We start from the raw sequence: 15,176 nt of genomic DNA on the forward strand, positions 1-15,176 counted from the left end.
CTCGCGGGCATCCGGGGGGCTCGGGGATTCGGGTGCCGCCGCTATTTGGCCTGGTCGTAGCTGTCGACCGTCGCGACCGTGATCGGGAACTCGACCGGGGCGTCGCCGAAGATGAGACGGCCGGCCTCGCCGGCGGCCTCGCGGAGCGCGTCGGCGACGGCCTCCGCGTGCGCCATCGGGGTGTGGACGACGACTTCGTCGTGGAGGAAGAAGGCCAGGTGCGGGCGGTGCTCGAGGGGTTCGTTCGGTGCGGTCGTCGCGCCCAGGGTCCAGAGCCGGGTGCGCAGCGAGGCGAGCCAGCACAGCGCCCACTCGGCGGCGGTGCCCTGCACCACGAAGTTGCGGGTGAACCGGCCCCAGGATCGCGCGGCCGAGCGCGCCCGGCTGCGCTGCGCATCCGTGGCGCCGTCGGCGCGGGCGGTGTCCTGCACGTCGAGCCAGTCGTCGCCGGGCCGAGGCGAGGTACGGCCGAGACGCGTGCTCACGAGGTTGCCGGCCTCGCCGGTGCGGGCCGCCGACTCGACGAAGGCGATGGCGGCCGGATAGGCCCGGGCCAGGCGCGGGAGCATGCGGCCGCTCTCGCCGGCAGTGCCGCCGTACATGGCGCCGAGCATCCCGAGCTTGGCGTGGGCCCGGGTGTCGACCGCACCGGAGGCGACGATGCCGTCGTAGAGGTCGCGGCCGCGGCCCGCGGCGGCCATGGCGCGGTCGCCCGCCAGGGCGGCGAGCACGCGGGGCTCGAGCTGGGCGGCGTCGGCGACCACGAAGGTCCAGCCCGGGTCGGCCCGCACGGCGCCGCGCACCTGCTTGGGCAGCTGGAGCGCGCCGCCGCCCTCGGCCGCCCACCGGCCGGTCACGACCCCGCCGGGGAGGTAGTGCGGATGGAAGCGGCCGTCGCGCACCCAGGTGTCGAGCCAGTTCCAGCCGTTGGCCGTGAGCAGGCGGCTGAGCTTCTTGTAGTCCAGCAGCGGGGCGATGGCGGAATGCCGGAGCTCCTTGAGCTCCCAGGAGCGGGTGCTGCGGGCGTCGATGCCGGCGCGACGCAGCGACTTGAGCAGCTCAACCGGGGAGTCGGGGTTGGCGGTGGGGTCGCCGAGCGCGTCGCGGATGCGGTCGAGCAGCTCGGCCAGGCGCGCCGGGCGCTCCTGACCGGTGGGGCGGGGGCCCATCAGTGCGGTGAGGATGCGGTCGTGCTCGACGGCGCTCCACGGCAGGCCGACGTGCTCCATCTCGGCGGCGGCGAGGCTGCCGGCCGACTCCGCGGCGACCAGCAGGGCGATCCGGCTCGGGTCGGTGGCGCCGTCGATGGCGGCGCGCTGGCGGCGAAACTCCTCGGCCTCGGTGATCCGGGGCCGGCCGGATGGCGGACCAGATTGCGGGCCGGATGCCGGGCCGGCCGAGGCGTGCGGCCCGGATGCTGTCTCGACGAGGTCGTCGTCGAACAGCGCGGTGTCGTGGGTGCGGCGATGCGTGACCACGTCGAGCACGCTGTCCGGGGCTCCGACGCCTCCCGGATGGCCCGGGGTGCCGGGGTGCACGGGGCCGCCCGGGTTGCCGATGGCCGGCATCGCGTCCCACTCGGAGGCGGGTGCCGTCGCGAGTTCGGAGGCGGCCGTCAGCTCGGAGGAGCGGAGGATGGCGTGGGCGAGGCGCAGGTCGACGCAGCGTTCAATCCGCACGCCGGCGGCGAGCAGGCCGGGGTACCACCGGGTCGTGTCGCCCCAGACCCAGCGCGGTCGTTCGGTGCGTTCGAGCAGGGCGACCGCCTCTGCCAGCTGGTCAAGCCGACAGGCCTGGGGGCCGTCGTCGCCCGCGGGCGCGCCCCGTTCATCCACGCGCTCGAGGAGCGCGCCGCCCGGGGTCGCCGAGACGACGATGAACGGATTCATCTAGCGGCGGTGCCGGGGCAGGGCTGCGGGTTAGGCACGTCAGCTCTCGACGAGTCGGCGGCCTTCGAAGGCGCGGCCGAGGGTGACCTCGTCGGCGTACTCGAGGTCGCCGCCGACGGGGAGGCCGGAGGCGAGGCGGGTGACGCGGATCTCGAGCGTGGTCAGCAGCCGCGAGAGGTAGGTGGCGGTGGCTTCGCCTTCGAGGTTGGGGTCGGTGGCGATGATGACCTCGGTGACGGTGCCGTCGGCCAGACGCTGCATCAGCTCGCGGATGCGCAGGTTGTCGGGCCCGATGCCGTCGATCGGGCTGATGGCTCCGCCGAGCACGTGGTACAGGCCACGGAACTCGCGGGTGCGTTCGATCGCCACGACGTCTTTCGCCTCTTCGACCACGCAGATCAGGTTCTGCGCACGGCGGGGGTCGCGGCAGATGCCGCAGGTCTCCTGCTCGGAGACGTTGCCGCAGATCTGGCAGAAGTGCACCTTCTCGCGCACGTCGGTGAGGATCTCGGCCAGGCGCGAGACGTCGAACGACTCGGTCTGGACGATGTGGAACGCGATGCGCTGCGCCGACTTCGGCCCGATTCCGGGCAGGCGGCCGAGCTCGTCGATCAGTTCCTGGACGATTCCTTCGTACATGTCTCTACGTTCCTGCTCCCGCTAGCCGTCACGGCCCGGGAGCGGCTGCTCTTCGATGAAGTTCGCGCCGAGGATCTCGCGCACCACTGCCTCGCCGTACCGCAGCCGGCCGCCGGCCTGCGTGGCCGCGGGGGTTCGGGGTGCCGACTGCGGGGCCGGTGAGCCCGCGGCCTCCGGCTGAGCCTCGAACCGGAGCGCGCCGGGGCGTGCGGCGGGGTCGCCGCCGGGGGTGCGGCCCGTGGCGGAGCCGGCGGGTCCGGCGGCCGGTGGGCGGCCCGCCGCAGAGCCGGCCCGCGCACCGTCGCCGGTCGTCTCGGGAGCCCGCGTGGGGTCGGCGGCGATCGTGGAGTCGTTTCGGCTCGAACTGGTCGTCGGGATCGAATTGGACGACGGGAACGACTCGGCGCGGTCGGCGGGCAGGTCGGGCTCGTCGCTGGGCATCGGTTCGTCGGCCAGCGGCACGTCGTCGTCGTCGCCCGAGGAGGTGGGGATGGCCACGACGTCCCACGACGTCGTCGGAGCCGCTGCGGCTTTGGCGGCACCGGGAGCCTTGGTGCCACCAGGAGCCTTGGTGCCACCAGCCTCGTTCGCCCGGGTCGCGGCCGGTGCGGCCGTTGCGCTCGCCGGCGCGCTCGTCGGGCTCGCCGGCGCGTTCGTCTGGCCCGCCGGGGCGTTCGTCTGGCCCGCCGGGGCGTTCGTCGGGCCCGCCGGGGCGTTCCTTCGCTCCTGTCGCACCGGAGGAGCCTGCACCTGAGCGGCGGACGACCCGGAGCTCTTCGCATCCGCTCCGCCCTGGTCGGCGGCTCTTCCGGCGGGCGCAGTCGCCCCATCCGGGCCGGGCGAGGTGCTCGGGGCGGCCGGCCCGGCGGCCGGGGTCTGGGGTTCGGTCGCGAGGCCGGGCACGGCCCAACCGGACGCGTCCACCGGCGGGCGCCGCGGCGCGACCGGTGCGGGTTCGGGCTGAGCGGCACCCGGGGCAGCAGACGCACTGGCCCCTGCCGTCGATGCGACGGGCACGCTGGCGCCCGAGGCCGATACGCTCGGCGCGTTGGCACCCGAGGCCGGTGCGCTCGGCGCGTTGGCACCTGAGGTCTGGGCGTCGGTTCCGGGCGCGGGGGCCGCGGGGCGCGCATCCGGGGTGTCGGGGTCGTGGGGGCGCAGAGTGGTGTCGACCCGGGCGATGTACTTCACCCGGAGGCCGAGCACGTCGAGGATCGCCTGGCGGAGGAATTCGCTGACGCCCTGCCCGGGCGCCGAACGCTCCTTGAAGCTCGCCACGTCGTTCTCGCTCGGGAACGCCAAGGTCAGCACGTCGCCGTCGAGCGCCCGCACCTGGGCGGTGAAGACGACGAGCCACGCCGTCATCTTCGCCTTCTGCACGGCCTCGAGGATCTCGGGCCACGCATCCTTCAACTGCTGGAGCGTCACCTCGCCCGCGGCTGCAGCCGCGGCGGCCGGTGCCGAGTCGCTGCCCAGCGGCGGCGCGACAGGCACTGCCGATGCAGGCACGGCCACCACGTCGGGTGTGGCGATGCCGGATGCGCCGGACGCGCTGGCACCGTCGGACCCAGTGCCGCCGGCGGGCGCAGTGCCGCCGGCTCCGCCGCTACGAGACCCGCTGTCGCCGGATGCTCCGCCTGCGCCGACCCCGCCGGTGGCCGAGCTCGACGTACCCCCGGCCTGTTCAGCCGGGGCGGAGATCGAAGGCGCGGTCGCGGCCGGTGAGCCGGGAGTCGCTGCGGTTCCGACAGCCGTGGTCGCGACACGACCGGGGCCGCCCGTCGCTCCGGACGACTCGGACCGATCGGTCGATGAACCAGCGGAGGTGGAGGCGCCCCCAGCAGAAGACGAGGAAGAAGCCGAACCCAAGGCCGAGCCCGCCTCGACGGCCGCGAACGACGCGACCCCCGCATCCGGCGAATCGACGCCGATGCGCCGCTCGAGGCGCTCGACGCGTGCGAGGGCCCCGCGCTGCGTGTCGTCGGAAGCGGGAACGAGCGCGCGCGCCACCATCAGTTCGAGGTGCAGTCGCGGTGAGGTGGCGCCCGTCATCTCGGAAAGCGCCGTGTTGACGATGTCGGCCACCCGCGACAGCTCGGCGTGCCCGAACAGGGCGGCCTGGCGGCGCATGACCTCGATCTCGTCGGCGGGCACACCGCGCAGCACGGAGGACGCCTGCTCGCGGGTCGCCGCGACGACGATGATGTCGCGGAGCCGCTCGAGGAGGTCTTCGACGAAGCGCCTCGGATCCTGCCCCGTCTGGATGACGCGGTCGACCGCGTCGAAGACCGCCGCGCCGTCGTGCGCGCCGAGCGCGTCGATGGCCTCGGAGAGCAGGGCGCCGTGCGTGTAGCCGAGGAGCGCGACGGCCCGCTCGTACTCGACACGGTTGTGCTCGGATCCCGCGATCAGCTGGTCGAGCAGCGACAGCGTGTCGCGCGCCGAACCGCCGCCCGCCCGCACCACGAGCGGGAGCACGCCGGGAGCCACCTCGACCCCCTCGGTCTCGCAGAGGTGCTGCACGTACTCGAGCAGCTGCGCCGGCGGGATGAGGCGGAACGGGTAGTGGTGGGTGCGCGAGCGGATGGTGCCGATCACCTTGTCGGGCTCGGTCGTCGCGAAGATGAACTTGATGTGCTCCGGCGGCTCTTCGACGATCTTGAGCAGGGCGTTGAAGCCCTGCGGCGTGACCATGTGCGCCTCGTCGAGGATGAAGATCTTGAAGCGGTCGCGGGCCGGTGCGAACACGGCGCGCTCGCGCAGGTCGCGGGCGTCGTCGACACCGTTGTGGCTCGCGGCGTCGATCTCGACCACGTCGAGCGAGCCCGGGCCGTCGCGCCCCAGCTCGACGCAGCTCGGGCAGACGCCGCAGGGGGTGTCGGTCGGACCCTCGGCACAGTTGAGGCAACGGGCCAGGATGCGGGCCGAGGTCGTCTTGCCGCAGCCGCGCGGGCCGCTGAACAGATAGGCGTGATTGACCCGGTTCGTGCGCAGCGCCGTCATGAGCGGATCGGTCACCTGCGACTGTCCGATCATCTCGGCGAACGTCTCAGGCCGATAGCGGCGATACAGGGCGGTGACCACGGACCCAAGACTACCTGCGGCCACCGACACTGGGGCTGTGCCTCTGCGCGGGGCTGTCCTCTGCGCCGGGGCTGTCCTTTCGCGCCGGGGGCCGTGCTGCGCGCGGCTCCCGGCGGCTGCGCCGGTCCCTGCCCGGCGCAGCGCGGCATGTTCGCGTGCGGTCGCTGCCGCGGCCGCGCGCTCACCTTGGGTCGACGAGCGCGGCCTGCGGCTCTGCCTCGCGCTGCCTCGTCTCTCGCGGCGTCAGCGTGCGCGCCCTACCGACTGTCCGCGATCCGTCAGTTGTCGTCGCTAAACGGCCTGGATAGCGACAACTAGTGACGGGTCGGGGGCCTTGGAGCGGGTCACGGGGCCCAGGGGCTCCCCCGGCCCCACGGTGGGCGGACGCCGCGGCGAGGCCGCGGGCCGCGCCCGACGACCCAGGGTGAGCGCGCGGCCGCGAAGCGACCGCACGCGAACATGCCGCGTCGCGCCGGGCAGGGACCGGCGCGACCCGGGACGGGCGCGCGGAGCACGCCCGTCCCGGCAGCTAGCCCAACTCCTTCGCGTAGCAGAGGGAGAGGGGGGAGCCGACGTAGGGGCCGAAGGCGGGGATGGGGGTGTAACCCTCGCGCTCGTAGAAGCGCACGGCGTCGGGCTGGCCGGTGCCGGTCTCGAGCACGAGGCGGTCGAGGCCCATGGCCCGGGCCTCGTCCTCGATCGCACGGAGGATCGCGGTCGACACACCGCGCCCGCGCGCGGCCGGCGCTACGTACATCCGCTTGATCTCGGCCCCGCCGCCCTCGAGCGGCCGGAGTCCGCCGCAGCCGACCGCCTCGCCCTCGGCCGTGCGCGCGACCAGGAACACCGGCACCGACGCCGCCGTCGGCACCGCGCCCGGCTCGTGGTCGTCGCTGCCGTACCGCGCATCCAGCTCGACCCGCTGCGCGGCGCGAAGAGCGGATGCGTCGGCCGAGTCGAACGGCTCCCGGGCGACGACGACGGGCAGGACGGATCGGGTCATGGCAGGCTCTCCTCGCAGAATCTTTCAGGAACAGTTGTTACGATATCAAACGCATCACCCGTCCGACACCGGAGGAGAACTCAGCCCATGCCCCGCACCCGCGACCTCCCCGAGCAGCAGCGCCGGCTCTCCGAAGCGACCTGGGCGGTGCTGACCGAGCGCGGCCTGCCCGGACTCACCATCCGCGCCGTCGCCGAGCGCGCCGGCTGCACGACCGGCCTGGTGATGCACGCCTTCCCCACGAAGGAGGCGCTCCTCCTCCACGCCCGCGACCTGCTCCACAAGCGCACGGGCGAGCGGGCGGATGCGGCCGAGCACTCCGCCGCCGACCCCGAGACGGCCCTGCACGCGGTGCTGCAGAACGCGATGTCGGTCGACTCGCAGAGCGCCGACGAGGCCCGCGTCTGGGTGAGCTACCTCGCCGCATCCCTCGCCGACCCGGCCCTCGCCGAGCGCCACACCACCGGCAACCGCCGCTTCGTCGCCCGGATCACCCGCCTCCTCACCGCCGCCCGCCCCGCCTGGCCCGAGGCCCGGGCCCGCCAGGAGGCCGTGGCGCTCACCGCGCTGGCCGAGGGCATGAACTCCCTGAGTGCCGCCGACCCCGAGACCTACTCCCCCGATGCCCAGCGCCGCGCTATGACGGATGCGCTCCACCGCGCCCTCGACGCCGCCCCCGGCCCCGCCAGCGCCGGCCCGGATGCCAGCCCGGACGCCGGCCAGACCCCGCCGGCACCGACGGAGCCCTCCGCGTCCGACGGACTGAGGATCCGCCCCCTCCGCCCCACCGACCACGACTCCGTCGTCGCCCTCTGGGCCGCCGCCGGACTCACCCGCCCGTGGAACGATCCCCGCAAAGACATCGCCCGCAAGCTCACGGTGCAGCCCGAGCTCTTCCTCGTCGGCGAGACCCCGGATGCACGGGTCGTCGCGACCGTGATGGCCGGCTACGACGGGCACCGCGGCTGGGTCAACTACCTGGCCGTCGACCCCGCCCACCGCGGAGAAGGCCACGCCCGCACCCTGATGCAGGTCGTCGAGACCGAGCTGACCCGACGGGGCTGCCCGAAGCTCAACCTGCAGATCCGCGAGGGCAACGAGGGCGTGATGGCGTTCTACCGCGCCCTCGGCTACGAACGCGACGCGGCGGTGAGCTTCGGCAAGCGCCTAATCCCCGACGCCGACTGACCCGACCGCCCGACCCCGACCCGCCGCACGCCAATGCCGCCCGAACCGGCCGACCCGGTAACAGCCAGCCGCCCGACCCCTTCTACCCCCGACCCACCGCCTCCAGCGACTGCCGCGCGATCTCGAGCTCCTCATCCGTCGGCACCACCAGCGCCGTGACCCGCGCCGACGCCGGCGAGATCACCCGCGCCCCGCGGTCGGACGACGCGTTGAGCTCCGCATCCACCTCGATCCCGAGCTCGGCGAGCCCCGCCACCGCACCCGCGCGCACGAGCGGGTTGTTCTCGCCCACGCCCGCCGTGAAGACGACGGCGTCGAGGTGCCCGAGCTGGGCGTAGTACTGCCCGATGTAGCCGCGGATGCGGTGCAGGTACACGTCGAGCGCGAGCTGCGCCGCCTCGTCGCCGTCGGCCGCGGCCGTCTGCACGTCGCGCATGTCGCCGTGGCCCGAGAGCCCGAGCAGCCCACTGCGCCGGTTCAGCAGCTCGTCGAGGTCGCCGAACGACATGTCGGTCTTCCGGTGCAGGTGGAACAGCACCGCCGGATCCAGGTCGCCCGACCGCGTGCCCATCACCAGCCCCTCGAGCGGCGTCATGCCCATCGAGGTCTCGACCGAGCGCCCGCCGTCGACCGCGCACATCGAGGCGCCGTTGCCCAGGTGCAGGATGATCATCTTCAGCGAGGAGAGCGGCTTGCCGAGGAACTCCGCGGTCGCGCCCGCCACGTACTTGTGCGAGGTGCCGTGGAAGCCGTACCGCCGCACCCGCTGCTTCTCGGCGAGCGCCGCGTCGATCGCGTAGGTGTAGGCCGCCGGCGCCAGGGTCTGGTGGAACGCCGTGTCGAACACGGCGACCTGCGGCACCGACGGGAATGCCTTCTCGGCGGCGTCGATCCCGGCGAGGTTCGCGGGGTTGTGCAACGGCGCGAGCTCGCTCAGGTCTTCGATGTTGATCTTCACCAGGGGCGTCACGATCGTCGCCTCGTGGAACCGCTTGCCGCCGTGCACGACCCGGTGGCCGACGGCGACCAGCGGATGCTCGTCGAACGACGGTCCGTGCTCCGCGAACGCGTCGAGCATCGCTCCGAACCCTGCTGTGTGGTCGGCGATCGGGCGGGTGCTCTCCCAGGTGCCGTCGGGCGTCGTGTGGCGGGTGTGACCGGACTCCTCGCCGATCCGTTCGACCAGCCCCGAGGCGAGCACCTCCTCGCCCTCCATCTCGATCACCTGGTACTTGAACGACGACGAGCCGGAGTTGACGACGAGGATGGCGCTCATGCCGACAGCCCCTCCGCCTGGATGGCCGTGATGGCGATGGTGTTCACGATGTCGGGCACGAGCGCTCCTCGGGACAGGTCGTTGATCGGCTTCCGCAGCCCCTGCAGCACGGGGCCGATGGCGACCGCTCCGGCGCTGCGCTGGACCGCCTTGTAGGTGTTGTTGCCCGTGTTGAGGTCGGGGAAGATGAAGACCGTCGCGCGGCCGGCCACCTTGGAGCCCGGCATCTTCGCGGCGGCGACCACCGCATCCGTCGCCGCGTCGTACTGGATCGGACCCTCGACCAGCAGGTCGGGCCGAGCCGTGCGCACGAGCGCGGTGGCCTCGCGCACCTTCTCGACGTCGGCGCCGGAGCCCGAGGACCCGGTCGAGTACGACAGCATCGCGACCCGGGGATCGATGCCGAACTGCGACGCCGTCTCGGAGGAGGACACCGCGATGTCGGCCAGCTGCTCGCTCGTCGGGTCGGGCACGACCGCGCAGTCGCCGTAGACCAGCACCCGGTCGGCGAGCGCCATCAGGAACACGCTCGACACCACGGAGACCTCGGGCCGGGTCTTGATGATCTCGAACGCGGGCCGGATGGTGTGGGCGGTCGTGTGGGCCGCACCCGACACCATCCCGTCGGCCAGGCCGAGCTGCACCATCATCGTGCCGAAGTACGAGACGTCGGCGACGGTGTCGAAGGCCATGTCGTAGGTGATGCCCTTGTGGGCGCGGAGCTTCTGGTACTCCTCGGCGAACCGGGCCCGCAGCACCGCGTCGAAGGGGCTGACCACGGCGGCGCCGTCGATGTCGAGGCCGAGCTCGGAGGCGCGGCCGCGCACCTCCTCCTCGTCGCCCAGGATCGTCAGCCGGGCGACCTGACGCTTCAGCACCGTGCTCGCGGCGCGGAGGATGCGGTCGTCGCCGCCCTCGGGCAGCACGATGTGCCGGGCGGCCGAGCGCGCGCGATCCAGCAGCCCGTACTCGAACATCAGCGGGGTGACGACGTCGGACTTCGACACGTCGAGCAGCTCGAGAAGCTGCGTGCCGTCGACGTACTGCTCGAACAGGCCGAGCGCGTTGTCGTACTTCACCTGCGAGTCGGCGGCGAGCCGGCCGCGGGTCGAGGTGATGCGCACGGCCGTCTCGTAGGTGCCGAGCTCGGTCGAGATGATCGGGATCTTGGGGTCGAGGCCCTGGATCAGGCGCATCACCGGCTCGGGCACCTCGAAGCCGCCGTTCAGGATGATGCCGGCAAGCGACGGGAAGGTCCCCGACGCATTCGCCATCAGCACGGCCAGCAGGAGTTCGGCCCGGTCTCCCGGGATCACCACCACGGCCCCCTCGGTGAGCCGGGGCAGCACGTTGCGCATGGACATCGCGGCGACGACCACGCCGAGCGCCTCGCGGGCGAGCAGGCGCGGGTCGCCGAGCACCAGCGTGCCGTCGATCGACTCGACGATGCTGCCCACGCTCGGGGCGACCAGCACGCGGTCCTCCGGGATGGCCCAGACCGGGATGCGGCGGGGCTGCACGGGAATGGTGCCGGTGGCCGTGTCGGTGGCACCGGCACCGGCACCCGCACCGGCACCGGCGGCGGATGCGGCCAGGCCGTCGGCGGCGTCGCGGGCGGCGACCCCGATCGCGTCGCGGATCTTCTCCAGGTGCCCGGGGTCGGAGCGGTTCGCGATGATACCGACCAGGGTCGCGTGCGCGTTCCGCAGCTCGACCAAGGCGAGCTCGGTGATCTGGCGCATCTCGTCGGCCGAGCGCGGCTCGGTGTGGCCGAGCAGTTCATCCGAGCCCTGGCCGCGACGGCCGCCGAGCACGAGCAGCACCGGGGCGCCGAGGTTGGCGGCGATGCGGGCGTTGAAGCCGAGCTCGGTGGGGCTGCCGACGTCGGTGTAGTCCGAACCGAGGATGACGACGGCGTCGCACTCCCGCTCCACCGCCTTGTAGCGCTCGACGATCCGCGACAGGGCCCGCTCCGGATCCTGGTGCACGTCGTCGTAGGTGACGCCGATGGCCTGCTCGTAGTCGAGGTCGCTGCCGTCGTGGTCCAGGAGCAGTTCGAGCACGTAGTCGCGCGAGCTGACCGACCGCGCCACGGGCCGGAAGACGCCGACCCGCTGCACCGAGCGGCGGAGCATCTCCAGCACGCCGAGGGCGATGGTGGACTTGCCCGAATGACCTTCGGCGCTCGTGATGTAGATGCTCTTCACGCCGGTGGGCTGTGCGGGAGCGGGGGCAGGGATGTTGTCGACTGGTGTCACGGAATCCTCTTCGGTCGTCCGCTCCAATCCTAGGCCGGGGCCCGGTGAGCAGGCCTGGAACCGCCCGTTAACGAGAAGGACTCCCCGCGCACCCGCCAGAGCCCGGTTACCCTTGCTACGTTTCCGTCCTGGGGGAGTTGGCCTGGATGGCGCCACACGGGGAGCCGTCGACCAGTGTAGCAACTCCGATCGGGCGCTCGCGCCTTGAGGATGTCGGGCGCGAGGCGTTGACTGGGGAGATGAAGATCGCCATCGCAGGTGGGCACGGGCAGATCGCCCTGCTCACCACCAAGCTGCTCACCGCATCCGGCCACGAGGTCTGGGGCATCGTCCGCAACCCGAAGCACTCCGCCGACATCGAGGAGGTGGGCGGCAAGGCCCTCGTGCTCGACCTCGAGCAGTCCGACTCGGAGGGGCTGGCCGCCGAACTCTCCTCCCGCGAGATCGACGCGGTCGTGTTCGCCGCGGGCGCCGGGCCGGGGAGCTCGGCCGAGCGCAAGCTCACCGTCGACCGCGACGGCGCCATCCTGCTGGCCGACGCCGCCTGGCGCGCCGGGGCCAATCGCTACGTGCTCGTGTCATCGATGGGGGCCGACTCCTTCGACCCCGACGGCGACGACGTCTTCCAGGTCTACCTGCGCGCCAAGAGCGAAGCGGATGCCGCGGTGCGGGCCACCGAGCTCGACTGGACGATCGTGCGCCCCGGTGGCCTGACCGACGACGCCGCGACCGGGTCGGTCACGCTCGCCGAGGAGACCGGCCGCGGATCAATCCCGCGCGCCGATGTCGCCTGGATCATCACGCAGCTCCTGACCACGGGCGAAGGCGTGCACCGGCAGTTCGAGGCCATCTCGGGGCCGACGCCGATCGCCGAGGCGCTGCGCGCGCTCTGATCGGGGCTCTCGACGGCCGAATCGTGATCGGGCGCGATGACCAGGTAGGATGCTTCTTGGTCATCGCCCGCTCGCGGGAATGATGCTCCAGGAGAATTCGCCTAGTGGCCTATGGCGCACGCTTGGAAAGCGTGTTGGGTGCAAGCCCTCGGGGGTTCGAATCCCCCATTCTCCGCCAGACGCGTGTTGGGTGCGCGCACGAGCCCCCAGCCGGGGTTCGAATCCCCCATTCTCCGCACAAGTGTCAAGAACGGCAAAAGGCCCCGGTTCGAGGAACCGGGGCCTTTCGCGTTGGGTGGCTAGTTGTCCGAGCGGATGCGGCGGGCGCGGGTGCGCAGCACGAGCAGCAGCACGCCACCGGCCAGCAGCACCAGCATCCCGGCCGAGAGGCCGATCATCGGCGCGAAGCCCGTGGCCGCGAGGCTCCCGGTGCCGGCACCGGCAGGCGCCGAGGCCGACCCGGCGGGCGCGGTCGTCGACCCCGACCCCGGCTGACCCGCGGTCGGAGCGGGCGTCGGCGTCGCGGTCGGCGCCGGATCCCCCGCCGCAGCGGCGATCGAGAACGCGACCGTCACGGGCTCCGAGCTCCGGGTACCGAGCGCCTGGGCCGCCGAGTAGGAGTACGACCCCGCCGCGGTCAGCGTCGACGGGAATGAGTACGACCAGGTTCCGTCCTCCCCCACGACCGCCGAGGTCTCCATCGCCGTGAGGTGCGCGTTCGACTCGGTCCGGGCCGACTCGGCCGCCAGCGTCACGGCGCCGCCCTCGATCTGCACCGAGGCGCCGGGGAGCCCGGTGCCGGTGAGCGTGGTGACCTTCGAACCCGCGGCCAGCTCGCCCGACGGGGCGTCCGTCACCGTGAAGCCGGTGAGGTCGGCACGCGAGGTGAGCCACTCGGCCGGGCCGGTCGGGTGATCGATGATGCGGGTCTCGCCCACGCAGCCGTTCCAGCCGTTGCGGGCCGCGTCGTCGACCCAGTCGGCGCCGATGATCCAGGGCATGTCGGGGTTGGCCGCGAGCCCGGCGGCGTCGACCGCGTTGCGGAGCACGGGTGCACCGTCGACATACATCGTGATGGTGCCGGCGATCGCGTCGCCGACCACGGCCACGTGCGCCCAGGAGTCGACCATGATCTCGCCCGACCAGTTGGTCTTGTCGCCCTTGGTCGGGTCGCCGGGGACGGCGGTCCACTGGAACTCGCGCAGGTTCGAGATGCCGAGCGCGGAGGGGGACGCGGTCCAGTCCCACTGGGTCTCGGCGAAGCCGTCGATCTTCGACCGGTTGCCCGTGTGCACCAGGAACTTCGACCAGCCGTTCGCCGAGGCCTCCCACTCGGGCGACATCTTCACGAAGGTCTCGATCGTGTAGCCCTTCGAGAAGTCGGCGTTGTTGACCGGCGCATCCGCATCCGTCGTCAGGTAGCTGTACCGCGAGCCGCTCGAGTCGGCGAAGCAGACGCCGGCCTGGTCGGCCGAGTAGCCGTGCACGTCGTCCGACTCGACCGTCACGTCGGCGAGCTCGGTGCCCACCGAGTTCGTCGTCGCGGGGTCGGCCCGGTGCAGGTCGTTCGCGCCCGGCGCGGCCCCGGAGATCGAGGTCGCGACGTCGGGGATCGTCACGTCGGTACCGACGACCCCGTCGAGCCCGTTGAACTGCCAGTGCGCGAGCGTGCCGTCGACCTCGGGGTAGTCGGCAGGCGCGCCCGGGAACTCCGTGGTGATCGGGTCGGGGCCCTCGAACCCGTCGAGCAGGATGTCGCGGGCCTTCTGCGAGAGCGAGGTCGAGTCGGCGGGGCCGGCCGCGAACGTAGGATCGAAGCCCTTGAAGCGCTCGGAGAAGTCGATCGGCACCGTGAACTGCTGCTGCGAGCCCTCGAGGAAGGGCTGGTCGTAGCTGGTGAGGGCGTCCTGCGGCTTCCAGGTGACCCAGGGCGACGCGGTCTGGACGTTGATCACGTCGTGCGTCAGGTCGAACTCGTAGAGACCGAGGTAGCCGTCGCCGCCCTCGTAGGCCATCTGGTAGTCGATGACGACCTCGGTGACCGCGTGACCGAAGTCGTTGGTCTTCGTCAGGCGCGACGAGCCGTGGAAGTGCCCGTTCAGGGTGAGGAAGATCTGGTCGTGGTTCTTGATCAGCCCGTCCCAGAGCCGCAGCCCGTAGTCGGTCTCGCGCGGCGACTCCCCGTCGGGGTCGATGTCGATGACCTGGTGGGTGGTGAGGATGACGGGCACGGTCGGATGCGCGGCCATCACGTCGGACGCCCACTTCAGCGTCGCATCCGAGGCGCGCCAGGAGAGCGCGAGCACCATGTACTGCTGGCCGTCGGCCTCGAAGATGTGGAACTGGTTGAACCCGGTCGGGTCGCTGCCCTCGAAGGTGCTGACGTTCGCGGCGCGGTTCGGGCCGAACCACTTCAGGAACGGCTCGTTGGGCAGGTCGTACTGGTCGTCGTAGAGGTGGTCGTTGCTGTCGCGCACGTCGTGGTTGCCGGCGAGGATCGAGTAGGGCAGCTTCGCGTCGTCGAGGTTCTTGATCGCGTTGTCGGCCGCGACCCACTCCCGGTCGACGCCGACCCGGTCGACGATGTCGCCGAGGTGCGTGACGAAGGGGATCTGCAGCGCGTCGGCGTTCTTCGCCAGCCACTCGGTCTGCACCGAGAACGGGTCGTCGCCGTAGCGCGGCAGGAACTGGTCGGAGGAGTAGCGCGAGTAGAACTGGGTGTCGGGCAGCACCGCGAGGGTGAAGCGCGAGGCTTCGCCCTGATCGGCGGCGGCCGGAGCAGCGGCGGGAGCGGCAGGGACGGCAGCAGAAGCGGCGGCGAGCGCGGGAGCGAGTGCGGGCGCGACCGGGGCGGCGGACGCCGGAGCCGCGGCGACGAGCGCCCCGGCCGCCAGGCACCCCGCCAGCGCGGCGGCTGGGATGGTGGAGAGAAGTCGTTTCACGCCC

9 protein-coding genes, 1 tRNA gene and 1 other RNA gene are annotated in these 15,176 nt (G+C 72.4%); 3 read left to right on the forward strand and 8 right to left on the reverse strand.

The features are described from left to right. Positions 1 to 41: 41 nt before the first annotated feature. The 4 genes from AC59HU_RS05320 to AC59HU_RS05335 form a co-directional block, all read right to left on the reverse strand. Positions 42 to 1,889, reverse strand: a complete 1,848-nt coding sequence (locus AC59HU_RS05320; protein ID WP_497222320.1) for a bifunctional 3'-5' exonuclease/DNA polymerase — start codon at positions 1,887 to 1,889, stop codon at positions 42 to 44. A 39-nt stretch (positions 1,890 to 1,928) separates the two neighbouring features. Then, positions 1,929 to 2,528, reverse strand: a complete 600-nt coding sequence (recR, locus tag AC59HU_RS05325) for a recombination mediator RecR (protein WP_497222321.1) — start codon at positions 2,526 to 2,528, stop codon at positions 1,929 to 1,931. A gap of 21 nt (positions 2,529 to 2,549) precedes the next feature. Beyond that, positions 2,550 to 5,612 (reverse strand): DNA polymerase III subunit gamma and tau, encoded by a 3,063-nt coding sequence (locus AC59HU_RS05330; protein WP_497222322.1) that lies wholly within the window; start codon positions 5,610 to 5,612, stop codon positions 2,550 to 2,552. 529 nt (positions 5,613 to 6,141) lie between these two features. Further along, the gene (locus tag AC59HU_RS05335) at positions 6,142 to 6,615 is read right to left on the reverse strand and encodes a GNAT family N-acetyltransferase (RefSeq protein ID WP_497222323.1); all 474 of its coding nucleotides are present in this window, start codon (positions 6,613 to 6,615) and stop codon (positions 6,142 to 6,144) included. Between the two features lie 87 nt (positions 6,616 to 6,702). Between AC59HU_RS05335 and AC59HU_RS05340 the strand changes: the two genes are divergently transcribed. Continuing rightward, entirely contained in the window at positions 6,703 to 7,803 is a 1,101-nt protein-coding gene (locus AC59HU_RS05340; protein ID WP_497222324.1) for a GNAT family acetyltransferase, read from the forward strand. Between the two features lie 82 nt (positions 7,804 to 7,885). Here the strand turns inward: AC59HU_RS05340 and AC59HU_RS05345 are convergent, their stop codons facing one another. From AC59HU_RS05345 to ffs, 3 genes are all read right to left on the reverse strand, one after another. Beyond that, complete coding sequence (locus AC59HU_RS05345) at positions 7,886 to 9,079, reverse strand: acetate/propionate family kinase (protein ID WP_497222325.1); 1,194 nt, start codon at positions 9,077 to 9,079, stop codon at positions 7,886 to 7,888. Further along, on the reverse strand, positions 9,076 to 11,337 hold the full coding sequence (pta, locus tag AC59HU_RS05350; RefSeq protein WP_497222326.1) for a phosphate acetyltransferase: 2,262 nt from the start codon (positions 11,335 to 11,337) through the stop codon (positions 9,076 to 9,078). The genes AC59HU_RS05345 and pta overlap by 4 nt, the downstream gene beginning before the upstream one ends. 72 nt (positions 11,338 to 11,409) lie before the next feature. Next, an RNA gene (gene ffs, locus AC59HU_RS05355) (signal recognition particle sRNA small type) lies at positions 11,410 to 11,506 on the reverse strand. A gap of 70 nt (positions 11,507 to 11,576) precedes the next feature. Here ffs and AC59HU_RS05360 point away from each other — a divergent pair. Then, positions 11,577 to 12,230, forward strand: a complete 654-nt coding sequence (locus tag AC59HU_RS05360; RefSeq protein ID WP_497222327.1) for an SDR family oxidoreductase — start codon at positions 11,577 to 11,579, stop codon at positions 12,228 to 12,230. Positions 12,231 to 12,320: 90 nt separating this feature from the next. Further along, positions 12,321 to 12,408: transfer RNA gene (locus AC59HU_RS05365), tRNA-Ser, on the forward strand. 121 nt (positions 12,409 to 12,529) lie between these two features. On the opposite strand, the gene AC59HU_RS05370 is transcribed toward AC59HU_RS05365, so the two are convergent. Continuing rightward, the gene (locus AC59HU_RS05370) at positions 12,530 to 15,172 is read right to left on the reverse strand and encodes a LamG-like jellyroll fold domain-containing protein (protein ID WP_497222328.1); all 2,643 of its coding nucleotides are present in this window, start codon (positions 15,170 to 15,172) and stop codon (positions 12,530 to 12,532) included. Positions 15,173 to 15,176 lie beyond the last annotated feature (4 nt).

It is taken from the genome of Herbiconiux sp. 320_LB, assembly GCF_059691755.1.